Source organism: Clavibacter rahimiani (assembly GCF_052654495.1).
This window is the reverse complement of the sequence record NZ_CP199790.1, coordinates 408284-433516: the sequence shown is the minus strand read 5'-3', so window position 1 is coordinate 433516 and position 25233 is coordinate 408284. Positions and strand designations below refer to the sequence as shown.

Genomic DNA, 25233 nt, shown 5'->3' with positions numbered 1-25233 from the left:
CGCGGGCGCGGATCCCGGGGGCTAGGGGACGACGGGCGGCTGCGGGACGCCGATGGGGCCCGTGAAGGTCCCGCCGCCGGCGCGCGACACGAAGCAGTAGGCGTCGCGGTCGCCCGCCGTCCACTCCTCCTGCGTGATCGGGTAGGCGGACTGGTACTGCACGTCGTCGTAGGCGCGGGCCGCCGCGTAGTCGATCACGGTGTCGGCGATGCAGAGCTCGTCGGCGGAGTCGCGCACGGCGTCCTCGCCCGGGAACTCGTCCTCCGTCTGCGGCAGCGCGACCCGCGCGACCATCTGCGCGTGGTGCTCGGAGCCGCAGTCGACGACCGTGAACTCCTCCTCCCAGGGCGTCGAGTACGGGTCGATGCACTCGCCGCCGAGCAGCGCGTCCCACGCCTGCACGCCCGCGGCGGCCGGCCCCTGCACGGGCTCCGTCGGGGTGGGCGACGGGGTCGGCGTCGCCTCGGCCGTGGGGGACGCGACCGGGTCGGCTCCGGGGGCGGCGGCGGATCCGAGGCGCTGCCCGAGGTAGAAGAGGCCGACGAGGAGCAGCACCAGGAGGATCGCGCCGCCGACCCAGAGGCCGGTGCGCCGCGAGCCGCGGGGTCCGCGCGGCGGCGACGCCGGGGGCACGGGAGGCGCAGGGCTGCGCGGCGCGTCGAGGACGGGGGCGCGCGGTGCCGGCGGACGGGGCGCGGGCGGGGCCGCGTACGGCGGCGGGACCGGCGCGGGACGGGAGGACGGCTCCGGGCGCGCGGACGCGGCGGGGACGGCAGCCGCGGGGGCGTCACCGCCGGCGGTCGGGGCGGCGACGGCGGCCGCCGCTCCCGCCGCGGACGCGCTCGCCGCCGGGAGGACGCGCGTGCGGTCGGCGTCGTCCGCGTGGTCGCCGTCGCGTTCCGGGGCGACGTCGCCGAAGAGGAGGGCGAGGGCGTCCACCGGCTCGTCGCGGTCGGCGTCGGCGGTCTCGGGGTGAGGCGCGGATCCGGTGGGATCGGCGTCTGGACGGGTCGCGCCGGCCGCGTGGCGGTCGGCGGCCGGGGTCTCGTGCGCGTGGTCCGCCGTCCGATCCGCGTCGGGCTCGATGCGCCGCGTGGGCTCGGGATCCGGGGTCGGCAGGATCGCGGTCTCCGGCTCGTGCGCGGATCCCGCAGGTGCGTCGTCGGGGTCGGCGGCGACCGCGGCGACATGGGTGTCGCTCGCCGCAGGTGCGGGCGCGACGCGCGGAGGTGCCGCGGGGGCGGGCGCGGCGGATGCCGACGCGGCGGTCGCGGATCCGGCTGCCCAGGCCATGGCCGCGGCACGCGCGGCGGCAGCCGCGGGCGCGAGCGGGGCGGGGGCGTCGTCCTCGTCGTCGTCGAGGTCGGCGTCGTCCTCGGCGTCGGCACCGGACGGCGCGGCCGCGTCCTCGTCCGCCGGGTGCAGCGCGGCCACGGGCTCCGCGGCGGGCTGGGGCGCGTCCGTCGGGGCGACGTGGTCGTCGACGACCTCCGCGTCCTCGTCGTCGACGTCGTCCACCCGGGGCGTCAGCTGCACCTCGTCGACCGCGGGGGTCTCGGGCACGATCTCGTCGGCCGGGTCCTCGACGAGCTCGGCGTCGACGACGGGTCCGTCGGCGGTGACGTCCGCGAGGCGCACGTCGTCGTCGGCGCCGTCGACGGGCTCCAGCACCATCTCGGCGGATGCGTCGTCGACCGGCTCGGGCTCGCCGGTGAGGACCTCCCCCGTCAGCACCTCGCCCGGCTCGTCGGCCCAGGGCGCGGGCGCGTAGCCGGGGTCGGGCTCGCCGGTGAACTCCACGTCGCCGGCGTCGACCGGCGCCGCCGCGATCTCGGGCTCGGGGGCGGGGGCGTCGGCGGCGTCCGGGTCGCCGGGCGAGGCTGCGGGATCCGCCTGGTCGAGCGGCGCGACGCGGTCCGCGTCCTCCGTGGGGTCGAGCGGGACGATGCCCGCCAGGATGTCGCCCTCGGGAGCGGGCGTCGGCTCGGCGGGCGCGGGATCCACGCCCTCGTCCCGCGGCGTCGCGCCCGGGGCGGGCTCGCGGTCCGCGGGGACGACCTCGCGGTCGTCGGCGCGGCCCCAGCCGATGGGGGCCAGCGGTCGCGCGGGACGCTCGCGGTCGGCGTCCGTCGCGGGGCGGACCGCGAACGGGTCGTCGTCGTGACCGGATCCGGATCCGCCGCCGGGCGCCTCGCCGCTCATTCCGCGAGCCCCAGGTCCTCGAGGCCGATCGCGTACAGGTAGCGGTGGCCCGCGGCCTCGATCACCGCGCGGGCGTCGGTCGAGCGGTCCACGACCACGGCGACCGCGGCGATCTCCGCGCCCACCTTCTCGAGCGCCTCGATGGCCTTCAGCGGGGATCCGCCGGTGGTGGACGTGTCCTCGACGACGATGACGCGCTTGCCCTGGAGGTCCGGGCCCTCCACCTGGCGGCCGCGGCCGTGGTCCTTGGGCTCCTTGCGGACGACGAACGCGTCGTAGCCGCGGCCGACCGCGGCGCCCTGGTGCAGGATCGCGGCGGCGATGGGATCCGCGCCCATGGTGAGGCCGCCGACCGCGGCGACGTCCGGCACCTCCTGGATGAGGTCGAGCATGACCTGGCCGATGAGCGGCGCGACGCGGTGGTCGAGGCTCACGCGGCGGAGGTCCACGTAGTAGCTGGCCTTCTTGCCGCTCGTCAGCGTGAAGTCGCCGTGGAAGACGGCGTCCCGCTTGATGTGGTCGATGAGCTGCTGGCGCGCGTCGGAGGTCGTCACGCTGCCGATCCTACGGGCGGGGGGACGCGCCGCCCGGCGCGACGGGCGGGCGCGACGCCCACCGGATCAGGAGCCGGACGACGCCGGGAGGCCGAAGACCGTGCCGACCGCGGCCACGTCGTCGCCGCCGTGCCCGGCCGCGGACGCCTCGGCGTAGGTCTCGCGGAGCGCCTCGAGCATCGCGGTGTCGAAGTCGTGCGCGTCGGCGCCGTCGAGGGCCGCGAGCATCAGCGTCACGTCCTTGAGGAGGCCGTCGAGCGCGAACGACGGCGCGAGCTCGCCGTCCAGCATCGCGCCGCCCTTGAGGTGCGCGTACGGGGTGTCGGACGCGCCGCCCGCGATCGCGTCGAGGAAGAGGCGCGGCTCGACGCCGAGCAGCTGCGCGAGGCCGAGCGACTGCCCGATGCCCGCGGTGATGGAGGCGATCCACGCGTTGCAGGCCAGCTTGAGGGCGGATCCGGCGCCCGCGGCGGACCCGGCGACCACCGTGCGCGAGCCGGTCGCCTCGAGGACGGGGCGGGCGACGGCGAGGTCGGCCTCGGATCCGGAGACGAGGTGCACGAGGAGGCCCTGCTCGGCGGGGCCGCGCGTGCCGAGGACGGGCGCGTCCACGAGGCGGAGGTCGTGCTCGGCGGCGAGCGCGGCGATCCGGCGGGTGCCCTCGACGCCGACGGTGGACGACTGCAGGACGACGGCGTCGGGGCGCAGGGCGGGCGCGACGTCGGCGAGGACCGCGAGCACGGCGTCCGCGTCGAACAGCATGACCACGACGACGTCGGCGTCGCGCACGGCGTCCGCGGCGCTGTCGGCCACGGTCGCGCCGGCCTCGGCGAGGGGCGCCGCCTTCTCCGCGCTGCGGTTCCAGACGGTGAGCGGCAGGCCCGCGCGGAGGATCGAGCGGCTCATGCCGGACCCCATCACGCCGGTGCCGAGGAGCGCCACGCGGGGCGCATCGGCGGAGGCGGGGGCGGATGCGGGCGCGGCAGCGGTGTCGTCGGTCATCCCCCGACGATATTCCCCGCACGTGGACGCGCGCCGGGAACGGGGCCGCGGCGCCGGGTCGGGGTGGGCTCCCGGAGCGCGCGTACGCGGTGCGCGTCCCGCACGCGACGACGGGCCGCCGGTCGCGGGGACCGGCGGCCCGTCGGGCAGGTGGAGCGACGTCAGACCGCGGGCGCCTCGGCGGCGTCATCGGCGTCCTCGCCGGGCATCACGATGTCGGCGATCGTGACGTCGACGCGCGTCACCGCGCGGCCGACGAGCCCGGTCACGGCGTCGGTGATGGCGGCGCGCACGTCGGCGGCCACGTCCTGGAGCGGCACGCCGTACTCGGCGACGAGGGTCACCTGGAAGGCGACGCCCGCCTCCTGCGCCTCCACGGCGATGCCCTGCGTGAGGTCGGTCTGGCCGATGCGGTCGCGGAGCTGGCCGATGACGCGGGCCGCGCCGCCGCCGAGCGCGTGCACGCCGGGGATGTCGCGGACGGCGAGGCCGGCGACCTTGGCGATGACGCCGTCGGTGACCGTGGTGTCGCCGTCGGCGAGGACGCCGCCGGTGAGGCCGGTGGTCGCGGGCGCGACGCGGGTGACGTCGGCGGGGGTGGGGGTGGGGGTGCTGGTGTCGCTCATGCGGTTCCTCCTCGTGGTGCCCGTTCGCCGGGCGCTGCTGTGGTACTCATGGATGCGACGGGCGGATGCCGCGGTTCGTCACGGATCCCCCTCTTCTCCCAGCGCGCACGGAGGTACGGCATGGCGCTCTCCTCCTCCCTGCAGGACGGGGGCGACGGCATCCTCGCCGAGCGCGCGGCCGACGGCGACGCCCGGGCCTTCGAGGTGCTGGTCCGCCGGCACGCCCCCTACATGCGCGCGTTCGCGATCCGGCTCACCGGATCCCGCGCCGACGCCGACGACGCCGTTCAGGAGGCCCTCATCACCGCATGGGACCGCCTGCCGACGCTCGAGAAGCCCGACCGGGTGAAGAGCTGGCTGCTGCAGATCGTGAGCCGCAAGTCCATCGACCGGATCCGCGCCCGCCGTCCGGTCGACGACATCGACGACCACGAGATCGCGGACCGGCTCACCTCCCCCGAGCGCGACGCGGAGACGTCGTCGCAGATGCGCGCGCTGTCGGCGGTGCTCGACGCGCTCCCGGCCGAGCAGCGCGAGGTGTGGATGCTGCGCGAGGTGGGAGGCTTCTCGTACGAGGAGATCGCCGAGAAGCTGGGCGCGACGCCCTCCACCGTGCGGGGCCGGCTGTCCCGGGCGCGCACGACGGTGATGACGAGCATGGAGGCGTGGCGATGAGCGGCACCGGACTCCCGCCCGACGGCGATCGCCTGCCCGGCGCGCCCGCGCTCGACGCGGACGGCGAGCCCCTCGACATGGCCGCCCTCGCCGACTACCTCGACCGCGGGCGCACCCCGCGCGTCGCCGCCTACGAGGACGATCCCGAGGTCCGCAACGCGCTGCGCGCCCTCGAGCGGGTGCGCGACCTCGGCCGCGAGCTCGTGCAGGTCGAGGCGGAGGAGGCGGACGCCCCGGGCGACGACTTCTTCCGCGGCGTGCTCTCCCACATCAGCCGCGAGTCCCGCGCCGGCCGCGACATCCCGCTGTCCCACCCCGATCCCGCCGTCCGCCTCGCGCTCACCGAGGGCGCCGTGCGCACCCTCGTGCGGCAGGCCGGCGACGAGGTGCCGGGCGTCCTCGTCGGCCGCTGCACGCTCGACGGCGACGTCACGCGCGCCGGCGAGCCCGTGCGGGTCGCGCTCACCGTGAGCGTCGTCTGGGGCGATCCGCTGCCGGAGCTCGCGCAGCGCGTGCGCGAGCGGGTCCACGCGGCCCTGCTCCGGCACACGGAGCTGCGCGTCGCGGGCATCGACGTGACCGTGGTGGACGTGCAGCCGCGCCCCGCGCAGGAGGAGGCCGGCGATGACGCTCGACGATGACGCGACGACCGGCCGACCGACCGCGGCTCCGCCCGCAGCCGTGCCCGTTCCCGCGGCCGTGCCCGTGGATCCGGTCGTGCCCGTCCCGCTCCCGGCGCCCGGCGACCTCTCGCGCGACCTGACCGCGGCCCTCCGCGGCGTCGCGGGCGTGGCCGACGTCTATGCGTCGCGGTCGTCGGTGCTGCTCGTCGCCCAGCAGGTGGTCGAGGGCGTCGTGGCCGGCGGATCCGAGCGGACCGACCAGCTCGTCGCCGTGGAGACGGGCGAGGGCACCGTCCTCGTGCGGGCCTCCATCGCGGTGGATGCGGCCGGCCGCGCGAGCGACACCGCCCGCGCCGCCGTGGACGCGATCCGCGCGCGGCTCGCCGAGGCGGTCGGCGCCGAGGCCGCGGCGCTCGCGTCCGTCACGGTCCGCGTCGGCAGCATCGGCTGAGGCGCCCCTCCCCTCCCCGGTACCGTGGGGGCATGCGCGTCGCCACCTGGAACGTCAACTCCATCCGCACCCGCGTGGGCCGCGTCGTCGACTGGCTCGTGCGCGAGGACGTCGACGTGCTGGCCATGCAGGAGATCAAGTGCAAGCCCGAGCAGTTCCCGATGCAGGCGTTCGAGGAGGCGGGCTACGAGGTCGCCGTGCACGGGCTCAGCCAGTGGAACGGCGTCGCGATCGCCAGCCGCCTGCCGCTCGACGACGTCGCGACGACCTTCGAGGGGATGCCGCGCTTCGGCAAGCCCGACGCGTCCGGCCAGCCGCCGCTCGAGGCCCGCGCGCTCGGCGCGACCGTCGCGGGCGTCCGCCTCTGGAGCCTCTACGTGCCCAACGGCCGCTCCCTCGACGACCCGCACTACACGTACAAGCTCGAGTGGCTCGCGGCCCTCGCAGCGGACACGCGCGCGTGGCTCGCGGCCGACCCGGAGACGCCGCTCGCGCTCATGGGCGACTGGAACGTGGCGCCGCTCGACACCGACGTGTGGGACCCGCGCCTGTTCGAGGGCAAGACCCACACGTCCGCGCCCGAGCGCGCCGCCTTCGCCGCGTTCGCGGACGCCGGGCTCACCGACGTCGTCCGGCCGTCGATCCCCGAGGGGTACACCTACTGGGACTACCAGCAGCTGCGGTTCCCGCGGAACGAGGGCATGCGGATCGACTTCATCCTCGGGAGCGACCGGTTCGCCGAGCTCGTGAGCGGCCCGCGGATCCACCGCGACGAGCGCAAGGGCGACGGCCCGAGCGACCACGTGCCCGTGGCCTTGGACCTCGACGTCGAGACCGAGCTCGACGACGACCGGCCCATGATCTTCTGATCCGCGGCCCGTCCGCGGAGCGCCCGCCGCCCCCGCCGATTCCGGCCCGGCGGGACGTGCCCCGTAGTCTCGTGCCGTGACCCCCGACGACGACGCGACCCCGGAGCGCGGCCGCCGCGCCGCCCGCGGACGCCGCTCCGCCGCCCCCGCCGCCCGCGCGAGGCGCCTGCCGGAGGTCCCCCGGATCGCCCTGCCGCCCCTCCCCCGCCGCCGTGACCGCGACGGGTCCGCCGACGACGCGCCCCGCCGTGCGGCCGCGGGACGGGACCGGGCCGCCGAGCGCGCCGACGCCCGCGAGCAGGATCCCGCCGGCCCCGACTGGGTGCCGCGCTGGGTGCGCCGCATCGACCGCCGGATCCTCGTCACGACGCTCGTGTCGATGCTCGTCGCCGCCGTCGTCGGCGGCACCGTGGCCGCCGTCGGCCTCGGGCTCATCTTCGTGACGGACGGGTGCGACGTGGACACCTACGTCTGCGACGACACCCTCTTCACGCTCGGCTACGGGCTCTCGGTCGCGGGCCCGCTCCTCCTCACGGGCATCGCGCTCGTGGTCGCGCTCGTCGGCATGATCCGCGGGCGCACCCGGCCCTGGCTGGTGCTCGTGATCGGGGTCGGCGCGTCGCTCGCGGCCTACGTCCTCGGCGCCGTGCTCGTGCTGGTCGCCGTGCCCGGCTCCTCCCCCCTCACCTGATCCGGTCTGCCGGAACGCGGGGCCCGGGGCGGGGCGGCGGCGGCACCCCGCCGTTCCGCTAGCGTGGGAGGCTGGGCGCGCGACGCGCACCCGGGGGATCGGCCGTGCATGCGGCATGCGAGGGGGCGGTAGTGGACAGCGGACGTGTGGCTCTGGTCATCGAGGACGACGGCGACATCCGCCAGCTGCTCGAGGTGGTCCTGCGCCAGGGCGGCTTCGAGGTGCACTCCGCCGGGACCGCGACCGAGGGGGTCCGCCTCGCCGGCGAGGTCGCGCCCGACGTCATCACGCTGGACGTGGGCCTGCCGGACTTCGACGGGTTCGAGGCCGCGCGCCGGATCCGCCTGGTCAGCGACGCCTACATCGTCATGCTCACCGCGCAGGGCGAGGAGGTCGACACCCTGCTCGGCCTCGAGGCCGGCGCTGACGACTACGTCGTGAAGCCGTTCCGCCCGCGCGAGCTCCGCGCGCGCATCTCCGCGATGATGCGACGGCCCCGCGGCGGCGGCGAGGCCGCGCCCGCGACCTCGGCCGGCGGGACGCCCGCGGCGGTCGCCGTCACCCCGCCCGCGGCCGCGCCCGCGTCGACGCCGACGCCGACGCCCGAGGCCTCGTCCTCCGAGGAGGAGCCCGCGCAGCCGGCCGCGTACGCGACCACCACCATGACGTCGCCCGCGCTGCCGACCGAGACCGAGCCGGCCGACGACGCCGACGTCCTCCGCCACAACGGCCTCGTGCTCGACGAGGGGACGCGCCAGGTCACGGTCGACGACGAGCCCGTCGACCTCACGCGCACCGAGTTCGACCTGCTCGCCTCGATCCTCGCGAGCGGCGGCCGCGTGCGCACGAAGGGCGACCTCGTGCGCGACATCCGCAGCGGCTCGTACGCCGTCGCGTCCTCCACGGAGCCGGAGGAGCGCGCCGTCGAGGTGCACCTCGGCAACCTGCGCCGGAAGCTGCACGACGACCCGCGCCAGGCGCGGTGGATCCAGACGGTCCGCGGCGTCGGCTACCGGCTCGCGCCGCCGCGCGGCTAGCGGCCAGGCGGCTAGCGGCCAGGCGGCTAGCGGCCGGGCGATCGCGGGCGGCCCGCCGCACGCACGCCGATCCACCCGCGCGGCCGTCCCGACGTGGGGCTGCCGCGGAGCCGGTCGGCTCCGCGGCAGCTGCGCCGTGGATCGGGGTCCCCTCGGGTGGGATCCCGGTCCCGTCCTCCGTCCGGCCTGTCGCGGGGGCCGGTCGGGCATGCGCGTCGGCCGTCGGGTCGGTCGTCGCGCACGGGTCTAGTCGGGCGGGTGTCCGGCCTCCGCGCGGATCCACGACCGCATCGCGTCCATGCTCCGCTCGCCCACCTCGCCGAGCCCGGGCAGCAGGGCGCGGGCGGTGTCGAGGTCGCAGGAGCGGATCGCGCGCTCGAGCTCGCCGGCGATGCCGCTGAGGCGGAGCGCGCCGACCATCGCGGCCGAGCTCTTCACGCTCAGGCACGCGTCGAGCGCGGGGGCCCGGTCGTCGGCGCGCACAGCGGCGTCGAGGCGCTCCCAGCGGGTCGGCCACAGGTCGACGAAGAAGCGCAGGAAGTCGACGCACGCGTGCTGCGCGGGCGACAGCACGGCGGCCTGCGCCGAGGGGACGGACGGCGACGGGGATGGGGCGCCGACCGGGCGGGGGGACCCGGCCGGCGCCTGCCGACGACCCGGTGCGGGGGCACCACGGGTCGCGAGGCTGTCGTCCGGACGGGGGGATCCGGACGACGGGGTCCCGCGGCGCGGCTCGGGGTGGCTGCGCGGCGGGGTCACGCCTCCCGGTGCGGGAACACCGGAAGACGGAGCGGGGGTGTCCGTCGCGGGGACGACGGACAGGCGGGCGGGGCCGGGCTCGTCCGACAGCTCGGCCAGCAGCTGCTCCAGGACGCGGACGTCGAGGAGCGGGGGGAGCTGCGGGTCGCGGGCGGCACGGGCGGTCACGCCCAGCCGCCGACGAGGCGGATCGACGGACCGGGGAGGCTGCCGTCGGGTACCGGCAGCGCATCCGTGGACCCGGTACGGCACCCGGTGCGGGCGGCTCGGGTGCCGCTCGCGGGGTGGTCGTGGGGGGTCATCCGGTCCTTCGTTCGCTCGTGTCGGACGGGTCGGCCCCGTCGTGCGTCGAGCCTGCCAGCGTCGCATGCGGGATCCGATCAAGGTGCCGACAAGATCGGCTCAAGAACGCCGGGAGGCGGCTCGGGCCCGCGGCGAGCAGGTCTCGAGCGGGCCCGATCAGCCGCGGTCGGAGCCCGGATCGCCCGGCGCCACGCGCAGCGGCAGCCGCACGCGCATGGTGGTGCCGGCGCCGAGGGTGCTGTCCACCTCGATGGTGCCGTCGTGCGCGTCGACGATGGAGCGGGTGATGCTGAGCCCGAGCCCCACGCCCGCCACCGTGCTCGCCCGGGCGGAGCTGGTGCGGAAGAAGCGCGTGAACAGCTGCGCCGTGTCGTCGGCGGACATGCCCACGCCGTCGTCCGAGACGCAGAGGTGGAGGTGGTCGCCGTCCACTCCGACCTCGGTGGTGACCGTGCCGCCCTGCGGCGTGTACTTCACCGCGTTGCTGAGCAGGTTGTCGAGCACCTGGCCGATCCGCACGGCGTCGACCTCGGCCACCAGCTCCTCGTAGTCGGGCTCGACGAGCGCGACGCCGCTCGCCTGCGCGTGCGGGCGGATCACGTCGAGGGCGTTCTCGACGATCTCGCCCACGTCCACGAGGTTGCGGTTCACGGCGAGCCGGTGCTGGGCGGCCGTGAGGAGGTCGCCGATGAGGCCGAGGAGGCGCTGCGCGTTGCGCTCCACGATCGCGAGGCGGGCCGCGGTGATCCGGTCGTCGAGGTCGTCCTCGACGAGGTCGTCGGCGATGAGCTCGACGTAGCCGAGGATCGAGGTGAGCGGCGTCTTCAGCTCGTGCGAGACGCTGGCCACGAACTCCTCGCGCTCGGTGACGGCGAGCGCGAGCGCCGTCACGTCGGTGCTGACCACGACCGAGCCGAACCTCCGCCCCGCGGCGTCCACGAGCGGGGAGACCGACACGAGCACGGCCTTCTGCGCGCCGCCGTCGCCCACCCAGTAGACCTCGCGGCCGACGACCTCACCGGTGCGGGCGCGGGCCACGGGCTGCCGCTCGGGCGGGACGACGGTGGTGCGGTCCTCCTCGTACATGAGGCGGCCGAGGAGCGGATCGTCCGGGTCGATGGGGTCGGCGAGCGCCATGAGGTCGGCGGCCGCGCGGTTGCGGCGCGTGATGCGGCCGCGGGCGTCGAGGACGATGACGGTGTCGTCGATCGCGTCGAGCACGCCGTCGATGATCGAGTTGCGCTCCTGCAGGTCGACGAGCGTGCCCGTCAGCTCCTGCTGCATCTCCTCCAGCCGCGCGTGCTGGCGGAAGAGCTGCTGCGCGAGCAGGTTCACGGCGACGGCGACGAGCAGCATCACGACGGGCAGCACGACGAGCTGCGACCAGCCGGTCGCGCCGTCCGGCGCCCTCCCCGTGCCGACGTAGGGCATCACGAGCACGGCGGCCGTGCCGAGGCCGCCGAGCCACAGCACGTGGAGCGCGAACGCGTAGGCGAGCCAGATGACGGGGAAGACGAGGAGGACCGGGGTCGACGGCACCTCCTCGCAGATCGCCTCGTTGACCAGCGCGAGCGCGACGAAGTCGAGCATGGGGAGCACGGCGACCCAGTCGGGGTCCACCCGCTCCCAGGGGACGACGGCGGCCGCGACCGTGACGAGCACGGCGAGCACGCTGCCCGCGACGAACGCGGGCGACGCGACGGCGCCCAGGTCCCCGGCGCCCGCGACGATGCCGACCACGGCGAGGCTGAGGATGAAGGGCAGCTGCGCGTGCAGCGGCTTCGAGAGCGTCATGCTGCGGAGCGCCGCCTGCAGGCGGCCGTCCGGGTCGCGTCGCGCGCGGGGACGAGGATGCGCGCTCACGTGACCCCCTGTTGCGGCCATCCCCGTGCCGCTCGTCGATCCTAGCCGCGGGTGGAGGGAACGCCCCCGGCCCGCGTACCCCGTGCTATGCCGTCGGCGTACGCTTCCCGCGTGACCGACCTCCCGTACGAGCGCCCCGTGGAGATCGCGCACCTCGTCGCGTCGCCCGTGCACCGGCTCGAGGGGCGGCCGGCGGACGGCCCGCGGGACGAGCCGGGCGAGCCGCCGTCGCGCCGGAGCGTGCGGATCCGGGCGCACCTCGGGATCGTCGGCGACCGCTTCTTCGGGCAGCGGGCGCACCGCACGGCCGCCGTCACGGTGATGGCCGTCGAGTCGGTGGAGCACGTGGCGCGCGAGCTCGGGATCGACCAGGGATTGGATCCCGTCGACACGCGCCGCAACGTGCTGCTGCGGGGCGTGGACGCGGACCGGCTGCGCGGCATGCGCTTCAGCCTCGACTCGGGCGACGGGCCCGTCGAGTTCCAGGGCCACCGCCCGGCGAACCCGTGCGCGTGGATGGACGTGATGCTCGCGCCCGGCGCCTTCCGCGCGCTCCGCGGCCGCGGGGGCGTGCGCTGCGAGCCGCTCGGCGACGGGATCCTCACGGTCGGCCCGGCCGTGCTCCGCACCGAGCGCCCGCTCGACGACGGGGACGACGGCGGGGCGCGCCTGTTCTGACGCGCCCCGCCGCGATGGCCGTGCCGCGGGTCAGTGGACCGGCGTGCCGCCCGTGACCGCGATCGTCTCGCCGCTCGTGAAGCTCGACTCCTGGCTCGCGAGGAACACGTAGGTCGCCGCGATCTCCGCCGGCTGGCCGGGGCGGCCGTACACCGACTGGGAGCCGAACTGCTCGACGTCCTCCGCCGACTGGCCGACGGGCTGCAGGACGGTCCAGAACGGGCCGGGCGCGACCGAGTTCACGCGGATCCCCTTGGGCGCGAGCTGCTGCGCGAGGCCCTGCGTGAAGTTCCGGATGGCGCCCTTCGAGGTCGCGTAGTCGAGCTTGTTCGCGCTCGGCTGGTACGCCTGCGAGGAGCTGGTCGTGATGATGCTGCCGCCCTTGGGCAGGTGCGGGAGCACGGCCTTGCTGAGCCAGAACAGCGAGTACACGTTGGTCTTCAGCGTGCGGTCGAGCTGCTCCGTGGCGAGGTCGAGGATGTCCTCCTCGTTGCGCTGGTAGCCGGCCACCATCACGAGGCAGTCGAGGCCGCCGAGCTCGTCCACGGCCGCCTGGACGATGTCCTGGCAGTTCGTCTCGTCGGAGATGTCGCCGGGGACGAGGGCGGCCTTCCGGCCGTCCGCCTCGATGGTGGACGCGGTGTCGCGCGCGTCCTCGAGCTCCTCGTCGAGGAAGTTGAGCGCGATGTCGGCGCCCTCGCGCGCGAACGCGATGGCGACGGCCTTGCCGATGCCGGAGTCGGCGCCCGTGATGAGGACCTTGCGGCCCTTCAGCCGGCCGAAGCCGACGTAGCTCTCCTCGCCGTGGTCGGGCGTCGGCTCGAACTTCTGCTCGTCGCCGGCGCCGCCCTGCTCCTGCTGCGGGAACGGCGGCGAGGGGTACTGCGCGATCGGGTCCTGGATCTCGTACTGGTTGCCGCCGTTGCGGATCTCGGTCATGCGATGCGCCTTCCTGTGGGGTCCTGCGGGGTCCCCTCCACCCTGGCCCGGGCGGACGGCACGCGTCCGGGGCCGGGAGGGGGTTGACGGGCGCCACGGGTGGGGCCGCTCCTACGCTCGGTGCATGACGACGACGCCCGCACCCGACCTCCCGCCCGTCGAGTTCGCGTCCCCGGGGCCGCTCCGCGACCAGCTCGTGGCGGCGATCGCGTCGGGCGCGAAGACCTCCACCAGCTCGCTGCTCATCCAGTACGCAGCCGACGGCGAAGAGCTGCCGGTCGTCGGATCCCGCGGCACGGTCGTCGACTCCGCCGGGCAGCCGGTGCTCGTGATCGAGACGACGGCCGTGGAGATCCGCCGGCTGGCCGACGTGCCGCTCGCGCACGCGGTGGACGAGGGCGAGGGCTTCACGACGGTCGCCGAGTGGCGCGCCGGGCACGAGGGGTTCTGGACGTCGCCCGAGGTCCTCGCGGAGCTGCCCGCCGGGTTCCGCCTCGACGACGACGCCGAGATCGTGCTGGAGCGCTTCCGCGTCGTGGGCTGACCGCGCGGGCCGCGCGACCGCGCCTAGGGTCGGGGCATGCGCCCGCTCCTCCCCCTCGCCCTCCTGACGGCCGCCCTCCTCGCCCTGTCCGGATGCGCGGCGGCGGATCCGGCGCCCGTGCCCGTCGCAGTGCCGGCTGCCGTCGCCGACCGCGCCGCCGCGGCGGCCGTCGTGCTCCCGCCCACCGGCACTCGCTTCGACTACCAGCTCGGCGGTGCCTCGAAGGTGCCGGCGGGCGTCGGGATCGTCGTGCGCGACAGCACCGACGCTCCCGCGCCCGGCGTCTACGGCATCTGCTACGTCAACGGGTTCCAGACCCAGCCGGGCGCGGTGTGGCCCGCCGAGCTCCTCGTGCGCGGTGCCGACGGGACGCCGATCGCGGATCCGGGGTGGCCCGACGAGCGCATCCTCGACGTCTCCACGCCCGCGGCCCGCGCTGCGAACGCCGCCCGGCTCGCACCCGTGGTCGACGGGTGCGCGGCCGCCGGGTACCGGGCGGTCGAGTTCGACAACCTCGACTCGTGGACCCGGTCGGCCGGCGCCCTCGACGAGGACGGCGCGCTCGCCTTCGCGGCCCTGCTCGTCGCCCGCGCGCACGACCGCGGCCTCGCCGCGGCGCAGAAGAACGCGACCGACCTCGGATCCCGCGGCCGCGACGAGGCCGGCTTCGACTTCGCGATCGCCGAGGAGTGCGACCGCTGGAGGGAGTGCGCGGCGTACACCGACGTCTACGGCGCCCGGGTCCTCGACGTCGAGTACACGGACGACCTCCGCGACTCCCCGACCGGCGCGTGCCGGCGCATCCGCGCGCTGGATCCGGCGCCGGCCGCGATCGTGCGTGACCGCGACCTGGTGCCCGCCGGCACACGGGGGTACGCGTACCGCGCCTGCTGACCGCAGCCGCCCGTCGCGTGGCACGATGCGGGGATGGACGACGACGACCGGCGCGCGGAGATCGCGGAGCTGCGCCGCCGCGTCTTCGGGCCGGATCGCGAGCCGCACGACACGGCGTCGCTCGCGCGGCTGCGGGAGCTGGAGGGCCGGGACGCGGGCGTCCTCGGCGCCGCCGACCGGGGTGATGACGCGGGCGCGACGCCGGCGGACGGCGTCGCACCCGCCGACGACTCACCCGCCCACGACGGACCCGCGCAGGACGGACCGGTCGCCGTCCGCCGCCCCGACCCCGCCCGGCGCATCCGCCCACGCCTCGTCGCCGCGTGGGTCGGATCGGTCGTCCTCGCCGCCGTCGCCTCCGCCGGCGTGACCGCCTGGTGGCTCGGGGACGACCGTGGCACGGTCGCGGTGCTCGCGCTCGAGCCGCCGCCGGAGCCCGACAACGCCACCTACCTCTCCGTGGACACCGGCTCCATCGCGCCGGGCTCGCTGTTCGCGCCCTTCCACGGCATCTCGGTCGCTCGGATCCCGCCGGCCGACGCCGCCCCGGGCGACGCAGGGACCTGCCTCGTCGCCGGCCCCGCGGATCAGGACGGCTCGGTCGACGGCGTCCCCGGGTGCGCGACGGGCGCCGTGCCCGCGCGCACGGCCTTCGTCGTCACGCCCGACCAGCCGCAGGAGCTCCGCGACGCCTTCCCCGTGGGCACGACGCTGACCTTCGAGCTGGAGGACGACGACGAGACCGTCCGGGTGCGGGTCGTCGGCGGCTGACGCGGGCGGCGGCACCGCCCGGACGCCCCTCGACCCGGCCGTCCCCACCCCGGCGGGAGCCGCCGCGCCCGATGCGGTACGTTGTCCTGCGTTCGGGGAGCGCGCCTATCGGGGCGCCTCGTCTGGTTCGATTTCCGGAGCTCTCCACCACTCGCCTGACGCGGCGTGACGGCGTCCGCTCACCCGGACGTCGTCACTTGTCGCCGACCCGCACCGGGGGCAGGCCGCGGTCCGCCCGCTCGGCGTTCACCAGCTCCTCCACGAGTCCCTGCTTCGCGGCCGTGTAGGCGCGGCCGTCGGCGGCCGTCGCCGCGACGTCCGCCTTCAGCGCGTCGTAGCGACGCCGCGCATCCGGATCGCGCAGCAGGCGGTCTCGGAAGAGCCGCTGCGGGCAGGTCGCCCAGGCCTCCGCCGCGAAGACGTGGAGGATGTGGGTCCGCGCGCCGCCCGCCATGCGCACGTGCACGCCGTGGTTCCGCGGACCCGTGCGGTGCTGCACGTAGCCCAGCGGCCGCAGCGTCTCGTCGAGGCCGAACGGATCCACGCCGGGGGCGGCCTCGGCCGCGAGGTCGAGGATCGGCTTCGCGCGGAGGCCCGGCACGGCGGTGCTGCCGATGTGCTCGACGTCCGTCAGCGCGTCGCCTGCCGCCCGACGGATCCGCTCCGCCTCGGCCCGGAACGCCTTCGCCCATGCCGGGCGGTGCTCCTCGAGGCGGATCATCGGGCCCACCCTACAGAGCCCCCTAGGCTCGACGACCATGCCCTCCTCCCCGCGACGCGCCCTCATCCTCGGCGGCACGGGCGCGATCGGCGGCGCGACCGCGGAACGCCTGGCGCGCGACGGGTGGTCGGTCGACGTGACCGGCCGGGATCCGCTCGCGATGCCCGCGACGCTCGCCGACCTCGGCGTCCGCTTCCACGCGCTCGACCGTGCCGACGCCTCGGGGATCGAGCGGCTGGTCGGCGACGGCGTCGACCTGCTCGTGGACCTCGTCGCCTTCACGGCGGCCGACGTCGCGGCGCTCCTCCCGGCGATGCGCGCGAGCGGATCCGTCGTCGTCGCGTCCTCCCGCGCCGTCTACGTGGATGCCGCGGGCCGCCACGTCAACGGCGACGAGCCGCCGCGCCTCCCCGTACCCGTCCCGGAGGGGAACCCGACGCTCCCGCCCGCCCCGCCCGGCACCGACCCGATGACCCGCGAGGGCTACGCGCCCTCCAAGGTCGCGGTGGAGCGCGCGGCCCTCGACGGCGGCCTCCCGGTCACGGTGATCCGCCCCTCCAAGGTCCACGGCCGCTGGGCGCGGAACGCCCGCACCCGCGCGATCGTCGAGCGGATGCTCGCGGGCGCCGCGACGATCGAGCTCGCCGACCGCGGTGCGTCGGTCGACCACCTCACCGCGGCGGCGAACGCGGCCGCGCTCATCGCCCGGGTCGCGGACGTGCCGGGCGCGCGGATCCTCAACGCCGCCGACCCGGATCCCCTCCCCGCCCACGAGATCGTCGCGGTCATCGCCGACGAGCTCGGCTGGGGCGGCCGCATCGTGCCGCTCGAGCCGGGTGCCGAGGGCGGCGCGCACCCGTGGGCCGCGGCGCACCCGATCGTGCTGGACACGCGCGCGTCCCTCGCGCTCGGCTACGCGCCGGTCGGCCCGGGCGCGGAGCTGCTGCGCGCCGAGATCGCGTGGATCCGCGACGGGGAGCGCCCGCGCGACTGACCCGCCGCTCAGCGAGGCGCCCCGCGCCTGGCCGGTCCGCGCCCGCATCCGCCCCGACCCGGTCGCCCGCGCGCATTCCTGGCAAGGTCGAAGGGCGGGGGTCCACCGATCCCCGCAGATCCCCGAGGAGCACCATGCCGCTGATCCGCTTCCTGTTCATCGCCGTCCCGATCGTCCGCAGGTTCCTGCGGAGCCGCCAGGGCAAGGCCGCCATGGCCAAGGGCAAGGCGCAGTACGCCAAGCGCGCGCAGAAGCGCGCCGCCGGACGCACCGTCCCCCCGCGCCGCCGCTAGGTCCCGCTCGGTCCCGCCGTGCGGATCCGCCCACCCGGCGGATCCGCGGGCACAGCCGCGCGCGCATCCCGGCCGGCTCGGCCGTCCCGGCTCGCCGTGCGCCTAAGGCGCCAGCAGCGCCGCGACCACCAGCAGCACCGGGATCGACGCGACCGTCGTGATGAGCACGGTATCCCGCGCCAGCACCACCCCGCGCTCGTAACGCGACGCGAAGTTGAAGATGTTCTGCGCCGTCGGCAGGCCCGCGATCACGGTCGCCGCGAAGGTCTGCTCGGCGTCGAGGTGGAACGCGAACCGCGCCAGCAGGAACGCCGCGAGCGGCATCACGATCGTCTTGATGACCGACGCCACCACGATCTCCCCGCGCCCGGATCCCGGCGCGAGCGGCTTCCGCCCCACGAGCGACATGCCGAACGCCATCAGCACGATGGGGATCGCCGCGCCGCCGATCAGCCGGAACGGCTCGTAGACCGCGTCCGGGATCTCGAGCCCCGTGATCGCGATGAGGATGCCGAGCATCGACGCGATGATCATCGGGTTCCGCAGCGGCTGCGTGAGGATCCCCACCACCGACGCGGTCCCGCGGCTCGAGATGTCGAGGATCGTGAGCGTCGTCGGCGCGAGCACGAGCAGCTGCAGGAGCAGCACGGGCGCGACGAGCTGCGCGTCGCCGAGCACGTAGATCGCGACGGGCAGGCCGATGTTGTTGGCGTTCACGTAGCTGGCCGACGCCGCGCCGATGGTGGTCTCCGCGACCGGCCGCCGGAAGAGCACGCGCGCCACGATGAGGTAGAGGATCGCCGCCACGGCCACCGCGCACGCCGACGCGAGCAGGAACGCGGAGAACACGACGTGCAGGTCGGCCTTCGCGAGCACCGTGAACAGCAGCGCGGGCGTCGCGACGAAGAACGCGACCCGGTTGAGGGAGTGCTGGGCGCCCGGCCCGGCGATCCCGGAGCGGCCGACGGCGTAGCCCACGGCGATGATGAAGCCGATGATGGCGAACCCGGTCAGCACCCCGATCATCCGACTCCCCTCGCGCGCGTCCTCCCCACCCTACGGGCGGTCCCGACCGCGGCCGTCCCGTGCCCGCCGTTCAGGGCGGGGACAGCGCGCGGACACCGCGGCGTCACCGGGCGCGCTTAGCGTCGACGACGTCGCGTCCGCGACCGCATCGCCGCGCCCCTGCTCCGGCCGTGGCGCTCATCCCGCTCAGGATCCTCATGCCGCACCGCCGCATCGCCCGCCCCGCGACCCGCCGGACCCCGGGTGCGCGCGCCCGGCTCCGCCTCCGCATGCCGCTGGTGGTCGCCGCGGCGCTGGGCATCGCGCTCACCGGATCCTCCGCGCCGGCCCTCGCCCTCGACTCCGCCCCGAGCCCGGTGCGCGTCGTCGAGGTGGAGCCGGAGTCGGAGTCGGCAGCCGGTCCGGCGGCGGCCCCGTCCTCCGCGGGTCCCGACGCGGCCGACCTGCCCGCCCACGTGACGCTCGCGCTCGCCCTCCTCGCCGCGGGGATCACCGCCGTGGGCATGGTGCGGCGGCCCGAGCGCCCCTGACCGGCCCCCGACCGTCAGACCCCCGCGACCGCGGGCGCCGCGGCGACGGGGAACGTCACCCCGGTGAGCTCCTCGGACACCGACCACAGGCGCCGCTGGACCGCGGGGTCGTGGGAGTCGGGGCTGGAGGACACGCGCTGCGGGAAGCCCCGCACCTCGCCCCGCCCGCCGGGTCCGAAGTACTGACCGCCGAGGACGCCCGGGTCGGTGGCCGCGCGCGCGGTGGGCAGCGCGCCCATCCGGGGCTCCTGGGTCAGCAGCGGCGCGAGCCAGGTGACGGGCAGCCGGAGCGCGGCGGGCACGTTGCGCGTGAGCTCCGTGTTGGAGACGCCGGGGTGGGCGGCCACGGCCACCGTGGTGCCGTGCACCGCGAGCCGCCGCTGCAGCTCGTACGTGAACATCAGGTTGGCGAGCTTGGCCTGGCCATAGGCGCCGGCCCGGCTGTACGAGCGCTCCCACTGCAGGTCGTCGAAGCGGATGGCGGCCTGGATGCGGTGCCCGGTGCTGCTGACCGTCACGACGCGGGAGCCGGGGACGGGCAGGAGCCGGTCGAGCAGCAGGCCGGTGAGCGCGAAGTGGCCGAGGTGGTTGGTGCCGAACTGCAGCTCGAAGCCGTCGGCGGTGGTCGCCTTCGGCGTGTACATCACGCCGGCGTTGTTGATGAGGAGGTCGATGCGCGGGTGGGCGGCGCGGAGGTCGGCCGCCGCCGAGCGGACCGACGCGAGGGAGGTCAGGTCGAGCGCCTGCACGCGCACGTGGCCGGCGATGCGGGCGGCGGCCCGCTCCCCCTTCTCGACGTCCCGCACGGCCAGGACCACCTCGGCCCCGTGCTCGGCGAGCATCCGCGCGGTCTCGAACCCCAGTCCGGTGTTGGCGCCGGTGACGATCGCCACCCGTCCGCTCTGATCGGGGATGTGCTGCTCGGTCCAGTCGTCGCTCATGATGCTCCTCGTCGTGCTGCTCATAACGGACCACCGGTCTGGTGGTGACCCCACGCTAAGAGACCATCGGTCTCGTGTCAAGGGACCGGCGGTCTCTCCTAGGATGGGCGGGTGACATTCCAGCGGGCACGGAGCGAGGAGCAGCGGGAGATCCGTCGACGCGCGATCCTCGACACGGCCGTCGCCATGCTCCGCGAGATGCCCGTCGCCGACCTGTCGCTGAACGAGCTCAGCCGCCGGGTGGGCCTCGCCAAGTCGAACGTGCTGCGGTACTTCGAGTCGCGCGAGGCGGTGCTGCTCGAGCTGCTGGACGACTTCCTCGGCAGCTGGCTCGCCGAGCTCGCGGAGGACCTCGATGCGGGCGTCGACGCGGACGCGGCATCGGAGGTCCGGGCCCGGCAGCTGGCGGAGATCCTCAGCCGCTCGCTCGCGGACCGGCCCGTGCTGTGCGACCTGTTCGGCGCGCAGGGCGGCGTGCTGGAGCACAACGTGTCGGTCGAGGTCGTCACGCGGCACAAGCGGGCGTCGCTCGCACGCCTCGCGACCATGACCGACCTCGTGTCCCGCCACCTGCCCGAGCTCGGCGACGGTGCGCAGCTGTTCTGCCTGATGAGCCTCGTGACGGCGGGCGCCCTGGCGGCCTACGCGCCGCCGCCGGCCAGCCTCGTCGCGGCCTACGCCGCGGAGCCCGCGCTCGCCGCCCTGCACCTGGAGCCGCGGGACGCCCTGCGGCTCGCGATCACGTCGGCGCTCCTGGGGGCGCTGCCGCGCACGTGAGCGGAGCGGGTCGCCCGTCGCGCGGCTAGGGCGCGACCAGCCCCTCCATCACGTCGAAGAACGAGCTCCAGCCCTCGATCGTCATCTCGCGCTGCTCGGCCGTGAACTCGCCCGCCGTCTGGGTCAGGGTCATGCGCGTCGCCCCGCCCGCGACCTCCTCGAGGTCGACCTCGATCGGGTCCCCCGCCGGCTCGTCGGGCACGTCCGTCATGGTCATGGCGATGCGCGACGGCCGGTCGAGCTCGACGTAGTGCCCGGCCCAGAGGAGGGAGCCGCCATCGGGCAGCAGCATCACGGCGTTCCAGGCGCCGCCCTCGCGCACGTCCATGTGCAGGGCGTCCAGCGGGACCTCGACGGCGGCGGTGCCGAACCAGGCGGAGAAGTCGGCCGGCGTGGTCCACGCGTCGAAGACGCGCTCCCGCGGGGCCGCGAACGTGCGGGTGATGACGATGGGCGCGCTCACGGCGACCTCCGATGGTGCTCGAGGGGACTTCGGAAGGGCCGCCGCCTCCGCGAGGAGACGGCGGCCCTAGGTGGAGTCGACCAGCCGCGCGCGGCCGTGTCAACGGGTGGCTTTCCCGGGGGATGCGGGGGTCAGCTCCCGGGGACGTCCCGCGCATCGCTCGACGGCACCGCGATCCGCGACGCGTCGTCGGCCGCGTCCGGCCCGGTCGCCTGCGCCGGCTGGGCACCGGGGCGGGTGCCCGCACGCTGCTCCGCCTCGAGCCGCTCGGCCTCCTCGCCGCCCACCGCCTCGCCGCGGGCCACGAGCCCCGCGACGTCGGACAGCGGGATCTGCTTGAGGAAGAGCGAGAGCACGAACGCGATGCCGATGAACGGCACGAGGTACCAGAACACGGGCGCCAGCGCGTCGGCGTACGCGTCGACGATCCCGTCGCGCACCGCGTCCGGCAGCGCGTTCAGGGTCTGCGGGTCGATGCTGCTGGCCGAGGCCGCCGCGTCGCCCGGGGCCGCACCCGCGCCGGCGAAGACGCCCGTGAGGTTCTCGGTGAGCCGCGTCGTGAACAACGTGCCGAAGACGGCGGTGCCGAGCGCGGCGCCGACCTCGCGGAAGTAGTTGTTCGTGCTGGTCGCCGTGCCGATCTGCGCGGCGGGCACCGCGTTCTGCACCACGAGCACGACCACCTGCATGATGAGCCCGAGCCCCAGCCCGAAGATGAACAGGAACACGCAGATCAGCCAGACCGGGGTCTGGGCGGTGAGCGACGTCATCAGCACGAGCGCCAGCATCGTGAGGAGCGTGCCGACGATGGGGAAGATCCGGTAGCGGCCCGTGCGGCTGATGAGGATGCCCGACACGATCGACATGCCGATGAGGCCCACCATCATCGGCAGGAGCAGCAGCCCCGAGACGGCCGCCGAGGTGCCGGTCGACATCTGCAGGAACGTCGGCACGAAGCCGATGGCCGCGAACATGCCGATGCCGAGCGCGAGCCCGATGGCGGTGGCGTTCACGAAGACGGGGTTCCGGAAGAGGCTGAGCGGGATGACCGGGTCGTCCGCGCGCGACTCCGTGAACACGAACAGCGACGCCGCGACCACGAGCCCGAGGCCCCACGCCCACGTGGCGAGGGATCCCCAGCCGTACGCCCTGTCGCCGCCGAAGTCGGTGAAGAAGATGAGGCAGGTGGTGGCGATCGACAGCAGCACCACGCCGGCCACGTCGATCCGCTTGGTGGCCTTCTTGCTCGGCAGCGTCAGCGTGATGAAGGCGACGACGAACGCCGCGATCCCGATGGGGATGTTGATGTAGAAGGCCCACTGCCAGGTGAGGTGGTCGACGAAGAACCCGCCGAGGAGCGGGCCGCCGACGGCCGACAGGCCGAAGATGCCGCCGAGCGGGCCGAGGTACCTGCCGCGCTGGTTGGCCGGCACGATGTCCGCGATGATCGACTGCGACAGGATCATGAGCCCGCCGCCGCCGAGGCCCTGGGCCGCGCGGAAGACGACGAACGACCAGAAGTCGCCCGCGAACGCGCAGCCGACCGAGGCGAGCGTGAAGATCGCGATGGCCGCGAGGAACAGGTTCCGCCGCCCGAGCACGTCGCCGAACTTGCCGTAGATGGGCATGACGATCGTGGTGGCGAGCAGGTACGCCGTCGTGATCCAGACCTGGTGGTCGACGCCGCCGAGCTCGCCGACGATGGTCGGCATCGCGGTGGAGACGATGGTCTGGTCGAGGCTCGACAGGAGCATGCCGGCGATGAGCGCCGAGAAGATGATCCAGATGCGCCGCTGCGTGAGCAGGAGGGGCGCGGGGGCGGTGGCGGTCATGGGGTCCGTTCGGGCTGAGAGAGGGAGGTGGGGAGCATGACCTCGCGGGCGGCGTCGAGGCGCCGCCGGAGGATCAGGTCGATGGGGTCGGAGTTGCCGGGCGCGAGGTACTCGCGGCCGCTCGCGCGCGCCAGGGCGGCGACGATCTGCACGACGGCGGCCGCGCGGAGGTCGCCGCGGGCGAGGCCCTCGCGCCGCTCGACGAGGATCGCGTCGGTGTCCTCGTCCTCCACGGACGCCTCGATGGCGCGGATGAGGAGGCCCGGCTCGCGACGCATGGCCGCGTGCATGTCCTGCAGCGCGGTGCCGTCGATCTCGAGCCGGGACCAGCGGGCGAGGCACAGCTCCGCGAGGTCCCCGAGGAGCGTGGGCGAGAGTGCCGGATCCCGCGAGTCGCCGGCGGCCACGAAGGCCTCGTCGAGGTCCGCGGTGTCGAGGCGCGAGGAGCGCCCGAGCAGCGCGTCCTCCTTGGAGGCGAAGTGGTTGAAGAAGGTGCGGCGGGAGACGCCCGCCTGCTCGCAGACCTCCTCGATCGTGAAGCCGGCGAGGCCGCGCTCGGCGGTGAGCCGCCGGGCCAGCGTCGCGAGGCGGGCGGAGGTCTCCTTGCGCCGTCGCTCACGGAGTCCCGTTGCACCATCAGTCACGGAGTGCATGTTTGCACTTTACGCCACGGAGTGCAAGCCGCGTGCGGAGGACGGGAGGCGGAGGGCGGGAGCGGCGCTACTCCCCCGGCTTCGCGCGCAGGCCGAGGTCGACGAGGTCGATGAGCCAGTCGAAGCTCGCGTCGGTGGCGGTGCCCCACTGGAAGCCGCCGTCGGCTTCGATGGTGGCGAAGCCGTGGAAGATGCTGCGGAGCGCGCGCAGCGCGTGGGTGGCGTCGGCCTCCGGGAGGTCGTATCCGCGGAGCACCGCCACGAAGGGCTCGAGCCCGCGCGCCGACGCGACGGCGATCGGATCCTCGGGGCCCGTGACCTCGACGCCGACGGTGGCGGCGTACCGGCCGGGGTGGGCGAGGATGAACCCGCGGAGCGCATGGGCGGCGGCCCGCAGGGCGTCGCGGCCCGCGCGCCCCTGGATGGCGGCGCCGATCGCGTCCGCCACCTCGTCGAGGGCGCGGGCGGCGATGCGCCGGGCGAGGTCGTCCTGGCCGGCGACGTGCTTGTAGAGGGAGGGGGTGCGGACGCCGACCCGCTCGGCCAGCCGGCCCATGGTCAGCTCCGCGAAGCCGATCTCGTCGGCGAGGTCGGCGCCGGCGGCGACGACCGAGGCGGTGTCGAGGCCGGCCCTAGGCATGCGCGCTCGCCAGGAAGGTCGTCATCGCGGTCGCCACCTCGGCAGGGTACTGGGTGTGCGGGTAGTGCCCGGCGCCCTGGATGACCTCGAGGCGACCGAGGCCGGCGGGCAGGGCGGCGACGATCGCCTCGCCCTCGGCGCGCGGGTCAGCCCAGTCGCAGTCCGCGCCGCCCTGCACCACGAGGACCGGGCAGCGCACGTTCCCCAGCTGCGCGCCGGCGTCCGCCGGGGTGCCCGAGCCCATGGCCCGGAGCGCCGCCATCCGGCCGGGCTCGGCGAGCATCGCGCGGATCCGCTCCAGGCGGGCGGCGTGGTCGGCCGGCCGGATGCCGGGGTAGGCGACGTCGAGGTACCGCAGCCACTCCCGCGAGCTGCGCAGCACGGTCGTGCCCAGGAGGTGGCGCATGCCGCGGCGGAAGGCGGGGTCGCGGAGGTCGGAGAGCGAGAGCGCCTGCTTCCGGGTGAACGGCGCCAGCTCGACCACGGCGGTGACGAGGTGCGGGGCCATGGCTGCGGCGATGGTGACGGCACCGCCGGCGATCGAGTGGCCGACCAGGACCGCGGGGCCACCCAGGTGCTCGACGAGCCGGATCAGGTCGCCGGCGATGTCGGTGCGGGTGTGGCCGGCCCATCCGACGCTGGACTCGCCGTGGCCGCGCAGGTCCACGGCGGCGACCCGGTAGCCCGCCTCCACCAGGAGGGGCGTGAGGAAGCGGTACGCCTCCCGGCTGTCGCCCATGCCGTGGGCGAGGACGAGGAGCGGGCCGGTGCTGCCGCTCAGCTCGTAGGCGAGGGTGCCGCCGTCGGTGGTCAGGGACTCGGACATGTGCGCCTCCAGGTGCGGATGATCGCGGTGGCTTACCGCGTTAGCTACAAGCTAGC

29 protein-coding genes are annotated in these 25233 nt (G+C 75.5%); 14 read left to right on the top strand and 15 right to left on the bottom strand.

Translation table 11 applies throughout. The annotated features are described in order from the left end of the window. Nucleotides 1–21 precede the first annotated feature (21 nt). The 4 genes from ACT7CP_RS02155 to ACT7CP_RS02140 all read right to left on the bottom strand — a co-directional run bounded on the left by ACT7CP_RS02155 (nucleotide 22) and on the right by ACT7CP_RS02140 (nucleotide 4384). Entirely contained in the window at nucleotides 22–2202 is a 2181-nt protein-coding gene (locus tag ACT7CP_RS02155; RefSeq protein ID WP_445443197.1) for a septum formation family protein, read from the bottom strand. Beyond that, nucleotides 2199–2756 carry an orotate phosphoribosyltransferase gene (gene pyrE / locus ACT7CP_RS02150; RefSeq protein WP_413962260.1) on the bottom strand — a complete coding sequence of 186 codons (558 nt, stop codon included), beginning with the start codon at nucleotides 2754–2756 and terminating at the stop codon, nucleotides 2199–2201. Before pyrE ends, ACT7CP_RS02155 begins: the two co-directional genes overlap by 4 nt. 66 nt (nucleotides 2757–2822) lie before the next feature. After that, entirely contained in the window at nucleotides 2823–3758 is a 936-nt protein-coding gene (locus ACT7CP_RS02145) for an NAD(P)-dependent oxidoreductase (protein WP_445443196.1), read from the bottom strand. Nucleotides 3759–3919: 161 nt separating this feature from the next. Beyond that, nucleotides 3920–4384 carry an Asp23/Gls24 family envelope stress response protein gene (locus ACT7CP_RS02140; RefSeq protein ID WP_445443195.1) on the bottom strand — a complete coding sequence of 155 codons (465 nt, stop codon included), beginning with the start codon at nucleotides 4382–4384 and terminating at the stop codon, nucleotides 3920–3922. A gap of 120 nt (nucleotides 4385–4504) precedes the next feature. On the opposite strand from ACT7CP_RS02140, the gene ACT7CP_RS02135 reads away from it, so the two are divergent. The 6 genes from ACT7CP_RS02135 to ACT7CP_RS02110 all read left to right on the top strand — a co-directional run bounded on the left by ACT7CP_RS02135 (nucleotide 4505) and on the right by ACT7CP_RS02110 (nucleotide 8730). Then, entirely contained in the window at nucleotides 4505–5059 is a 555-nt protein-coding gene (locus ACT7CP_RS02135) for an RNA polymerase sigma factor (protein ID WP_445443194.1), read from the top strand. Then, nucleotides 5056–5700, top strand: a complete 645-nt coding sequence (locus ACT7CP_RS02130) for an Asp23/Gls24 family envelope stress response protein (RefSeq protein WP_445443193.1) — start codon at nucleotides 5056–5058, stop codon at nucleotides 5698–5700. Before ACT7CP_RS02135 ends, ACT7CP_RS02130 begins: the two co-directional genes overlap by 4 nt. After that, the gene (locus tag ACT7CP_RS02125) at nucleotides 5684–6133 is read left to right on the top strand and encodes a hypothetical protein (protein ID WP_445443192.1); all 450 of its coding nucleotides are present in this window, start codon (nucleotides 5684–5686) and stop codon (nucleotides 6131–6133) included. Before ACT7CP_RS02130 ends, ACT7CP_RS02125 begins: the two co-directional genes overlap by 17 nt. A 32-nt stretch (nucleotides 6134–6165) precedes the next feature. Next, nucleotides 6166–7002, top strand: a complete 837-nt coding sequence (locus tag ACT7CP_RS02120) for an exodeoxyribonuclease III (protein WP_445443191.1) — start codon at nucleotides 6166–6168, stop codon at nucleotides 7000–7002. Between the two features lie 76 nt (nucleotides 7003–7078). Next, nucleotides 7079–7693 carry a hypothetical protein gene (locus ACT7CP_RS02115; RefSeq protein WP_445443190.1) on the top strand — a complete coding sequence of 205 codons (615 nt, stop codon included), beginning with the start codon at nucleotides 7079–7081 and terminating at the stop codon, nucleotides 7691–7693. 131 nt (nucleotides 7694–7824) lie between these two features. Further along, entirely contained in the window at nucleotides 7825–8730 is a 906-nt protein-coding gene (locus tag ACT7CP_RS02110) for a response regulator transcription factor (protein WP_445443189.1), read from the top strand. 246 nt (nucleotides 8731–8976) lie between these two features. On the opposite strand, the gene ACT7CP_RS02105 is transcribed toward ACT7CP_RS02110, so the two are convergent. Beyond that, nucleotides 8977–9657, bottom strand: coding sequence for an Hpt domain-containing protein (locus ACT7CP_RS02105; RefSeq protein ID WP_445443188.1), 681 nt, complete (start codon nucleotides 9655–9657; stop codon nucleotides 8977–8979). 291 nt (nucleotides 9658–9948) lie between these two features. After that, on the bottom strand, nucleotides 9949–11655 hold the full coding sequence (locus ACT7CP_RS02100; RefSeq protein WP_445443187.1) for a sensor histidine kinase: 1707 nt from the start codon (nucleotides 11653–11655) through the stop codon (nucleotides 9949–9951). 111 nt (nucleotides 11656–11766) lie between these two features. Here ACT7CP_RS02100 and ACT7CP_RS02095 point away from each other — a divergent pair, with 111 nt between their 5' ends. Continuing rightward, nucleotides 11767–12333, top strand: a complete 567-nt coding sequence (locus ACT7CP_RS02095; protein WP_445443186.1) for an MOSC domain-containing protein — start codon at nucleotides 11767–11769, stop codon at nucleotides 12331–12333. Nucleotides 12334–12363: 30 nt separating this feature from the next. Here ACT7CP_RS02095 and ACT7CP_RS02090 read toward each other — a convergent pair whose 3' ends face one another. Then, entirely contained in the window at nucleotides 12364–13272 is a 909-nt protein-coding gene (locus ACT7CP_RS02090) for an SDR family oxidoreductase (protein WP_307504244.1), read from the bottom strand. 124 nt (nucleotides 13273–13396) lie between these two features. Here ACT7CP_RS02090 and ACT7CP_RS02085 point away from each other — a divergent pair, with 124 nt between their 5' ends. The 3 genes from ACT7CP_RS02085 to ACT7CP_RS02075 are packed head-to-tail and all read left to right on the top strand — an operon-like array spanning nucleotide 13397 to nucleotide 15481. Continuing rightward, nucleotides 13397–13816 carry an ASCH domain-containing protein gene (locus ACT7CP_RS02085; protein WP_445443185.1) on the top strand — a complete coding sequence of 140 codons (420 nt, stop codon included), beginning with the start codon at nucleotides 13397–13399 and terminating at the stop codon, nucleotides 13814–13816. Nucleotides 13817–13852: 36 nt separating this feature from the next. Further along, complete coding sequence (locus ACT7CP_RS02080; protein WP_445443184.1) at nucleotides 13853–14710, top strand: endo alpha-1,4 polygalactosaminidase; 858 nt, start codon at nucleotides 13853–13855, stop codon at nucleotides 14708–14710. A gap of 33 nt (nucleotides 14711–14743) precedes the next feature. Beyond that, a complete protein-coding gene (locus ACT7CP_RS02075; RefSeq protein WP_445443183.1) occupies nucleotides 14744–15481 on the top strand; it encodes a hypothetical protein in 738 nt (245 codons plus the stop codon). A 193-nt stretch (nucleotides 15482–15674) separates the two neighbouring features. On the opposite strand, the gene ACT7CP_RS02070 is transcribed toward ACT7CP_RS02075, so the two are convergent. Continuing rightward, nucleotides 15675–16202: a GrpB family protein gene (locus ACT7CP_RS02070; RefSeq protein ID WP_445443182.1), complete on the bottom strand. Its 528-nt coding sequence runs from the start codon at nucleotides 16200–16202 to the stop codon at nucleotides 15675–15677. Between the two features lie 37 nt (nucleotides 16203–16239). On the opposite strand from ACT7CP_RS02070, the gene ACT7CP_RS02065 reads away from it, so the two are divergent. Both ACT7CP_RS02065 and ACT7CP_RS02060 read left to right on the top strand, forming a co-directional pair. Continuing rightward, entirely contained in the window at nucleotides 16240–17196 is a 957-nt protein-coding gene (locus ACT7CP_RS02065; RefSeq protein ID WP_445443181.1) for an NAD-dependent epimerase/dehydratase family protein, read from the top strand. Nucleotides 17197–17330: 134 nt separating this feature from the next. Next, nucleotides 17331–17489 carry a hypothetical protein gene (locus ACT7CP_RS02060; RefSeq protein WP_413962243.1) on the top strand — a complete coding sequence of 53 codons (159 nt, stop codon included), beginning with the start codon at nucleotides 17331–17333 and terminating at the stop codon, nucleotides 17487–17489. 102 nt (nucleotides 17490–17591) lie between these two features. On the opposite strand, the gene ACT7CP_RS02055 is transcribed toward ACT7CP_RS02060, so the two are convergent. Continuing rightward, a complete protein-coding gene (locus ACT7CP_RS02055) occupies nucleotides 17592–18515 on the bottom strand; it encodes an AEC family transporter (protein ID WP_445443180.1) in 924 nt (307 codons plus the stop codon). A gap of 170 nt (nucleotides 18516–18685) precedes the next feature. On the opposite strand from ACT7CP_RS02055, the gene ACT7CP_RS02050 reads away from it, so the two are divergent. Further along, nucleotides 18686–19045, top strand: a complete 360-nt coding sequence (locus ACT7CP_RS02050) for a hypothetical protein (RefSeq protein WP_445443179.1) — start codon at nucleotides 18686–18688, stop codon at nucleotides 19043–19045. 14 nt (nucleotides 19046–19059) lie between these two features. Here the strand turns inward: ACT7CP_RS02050 and ACT7CP_RS02045 are convergent, their stop codons facing one another. Then, a complete protein-coding gene (locus tag ACT7CP_RS02045; protein ID WP_445443178.1) occupies nucleotides 19060–19986 on the bottom strand; it encodes an SDR family NAD(P)-dependent oxidoreductase in 927 nt (308 codons plus the stop codon). Between the two features lie 111 nt (nucleotides 19987–20097). Here ACT7CP_RS02045 and ACT7CP_RS02040 point away from each other — a divergent pair, with 111 nt between their 5' ends. Further along, the gene (locus ACT7CP_RS02040) at nucleotides 20098–20763 is read left to right on the top strand and encodes a TetR/AcrR family transcriptional regulator (RefSeq protein ID WP_445443177.1); all 666 of its coding nucleotides are present in this window, start codon (nucleotides 20098–20100) and stop codon (nucleotides 20761–20763) included. Nucleotides 20764–20788: 25 nt separating this feature from the next. Here the strand turns inward: ACT7CP_RS02040 and ACT7CP_RS02035 are convergent, their stop codons facing one another. The 5 genes from ACT7CP_RS02035 to ACT7CP_RS02015 form a co-directional block, all read right to left on the bottom strand. Then, on the bottom strand, nucleotides 20789–21226 hold the full coding sequence (locus tag ACT7CP_RS02035; protein WP_445443176.1) for an SRPBCC family protein: 438 nt from the start codon (nucleotides 21224–21226) through the stop codon (nucleotides 20789–20791). 131 nt (nucleotides 21227–21357) lie between these two features. Continuing rightward, complete coding sequence (locus tag ACT7CP_RS02030; protein WP_445443175.1) at nucleotides 21358–23058, bottom strand: MDR family MFS transporter; 1701 nt, start codon at nucleotides 23056–23058, stop codon at nucleotides 21358–21360. Then, complete coding sequence (locus ACT7CP_RS02025) at nucleotides 23055–23711, bottom strand: TetR/AcrR family transcriptional regulator (protein ID WP_445443174.1); 657 nt, start codon at nucleotides 23709–23711, stop codon at nucleotides 23055–23057. Before ACT7CP_RS02025 ends, ACT7CP_RS02030 begins: the two co-directional genes overlap by 4 nt. Before the next feature lie 67 nt (nucleotides 23712–23778). Next, nucleotides 23779–24351, bottom strand: coding sequence for a TetR/AcrR family transcriptional regulator (locus ACT7CP_RS02020; protein ID WP_445443173.1), 573 nt, complete (start codon nucleotides 24349–24351; stop codon nucleotides 23779–23781). Next, nucleotides 24344–25177, bottom strand: coding sequence for an alpha/beta fold hydrolase (locus ACT7CP_RS02015; protein WP_445443172.1), 834 nt, complete (start codon nucleotides 25175–25177; stop codon nucleotides 24344–24346). Before ACT7CP_RS02015 ends, ACT7CP_RS02020 begins: the two co-directional genes overlap by 8 nt. Nucleotides 25178–25233 lie beyond the last annotated feature (56 nt).

Bases quoted from the DNA above. Each gene is read 5' to 3' on its own strand.
- ACT7CP_RS02090 (WP_307504244.1), bottom strand. From the start codon at position 13,272: ATGACCGAGATCCGCAACGGCGGCAACCAGTACGAGATCCAGGACCCG.
- ACT7CP_RS02140 (WP_445443195.1), bottom strand. From the start codon at position 4,384: ATGAGCGACACCAGCACCCCCACCCCCACCCCCGCCGACGTCACCCGC.
- ACT7CP_RS02065 (WP_445443181.1), top strand. From the start codon at position 16,240: ATGCCCTCCTCCCCGCGACGCGCCCTCATCCTCGGCGGCACGGGCGCG.
- ACT7CP_RS02030 (WP_445443175.1), bottom strand. From the start codon at position 23,058: ATGACCGCCACCGCCCCCGCGCCCCTCCTGCTCACGCAGCGGCGCATC.
- ACT7CP_RS02135 (WP_445443194.1), top strand. From the start codon at position 4,505: ATGGCGCTCTCCTCCTCCCTGCAGGACGGGGGCGACGGCATCCTCGCC.
- ACT7CP_RS02055 (WP_445443180.1), bottom strand. From the start codon at position 18,515: ATGATCGGGGTGCTGACCGGGTTCGCCATCATCGGCTTCATCATCGCC.
- ACT7CP_RS02025 (WP_445443174.1), bottom strand. From the start codon at position 23,711: ATGCACTCCGTGACTGATGGTGCAACGGGACTCCGTGAGCGACGGCGC.
- ACT7CP_RS02145 (WP_445443196.1), bottom strand. From the start codon at position 3,758: ATGACCGACGACACCGCTGCCGCGCCCGCATCCGCCCCCGCCTCCGCC.
- ACT7CP_RS02070 (WP_445443182.1), bottom strand. From the start codon at position 16,202: ATGATCCGCCTCGAGGAGCACCGCCCGGCATGGGCGAAGGCGTTCCGG.
- ACT7CP_RS02085 (WP_445443185.1), top strand. From the start codon at position 13,397: ATGACGACGACGCCCGCACCCGACCTCCCGCCCGTCGAGTTCGCGTCC.
- ACT7CP_RS02060 (WP_413962243.1), top strand. From the start codon at position 17,331: ATGCCGCTGATCCGCTTCCTGTTCATCGCCGTCCCGATCGTCCGCAGG.
- ACT7CP_RS02075 (WP_445443183.1), top strand. From the start codon at position 14,744: ATGGACGACGACGACCGGCGCGCGGAGATCGCGGAGCTGCGCCGCCGC.
- ACT7CP_RS02080 (WP_445443184.1), top strand. From the start codon at position 13,853: ATGCGCCCGCTCCTCCCCCTCGCCCTCCTGACGGCCGCCCTCCTCGCC.
- ACT7CP_RS02015 (WP_445443172.1), bottom strand. From the start codon at position 25,177: ATGTCCGAGTCCCTGACCACCGACGGCGGCACCCTCGCCTACGAGCTG.
- ACT7CP_RS02125 (WP_445443192.1), top strand. From the start codon at position 5,684: ATGACGCTCGACGATGACGCGACGACCGGCCGACCGACCGCGGCTCCG.
- ACT7CP_RS02155 (WP_445443197.1), bottom strand. From the start codon at position 2,202: ATGAGCGGCGAGGCGCCCGGCGGCGGATCCGGATCCGGTCACGACGAC.
- ACT7CP_RS02020 (WP_445443173.1), bottom strand. From the start codon at position 24,351: ATGCCTAGGGCCGGCCTCGACACCGCCTCGGTCGTCGCCGCCGGCGCC.
- ACT7CP_RS02045 (WP_445443178.1), bottom strand. From the start codon at position 19,986: ATGAGCGACGACTGGACCGAGCAGCACATCCCCGATCAGAGCGGACGG.
- ACT7CP_RS02130 (WP_445443193.1), top strand. From the start codon at position 5,056: ATGAGCGGCACCGGACTCCCGCCCGACGGCGATCGCCTGCCCGGCGCG.
- ACT7CP_RS02120 (WP_445443191.1), top strand. From the start codon at position 6,166: ATGCGCGTCGCCACCTGGAACGTCAACTCCATCCGCACCCGCGTGGGC.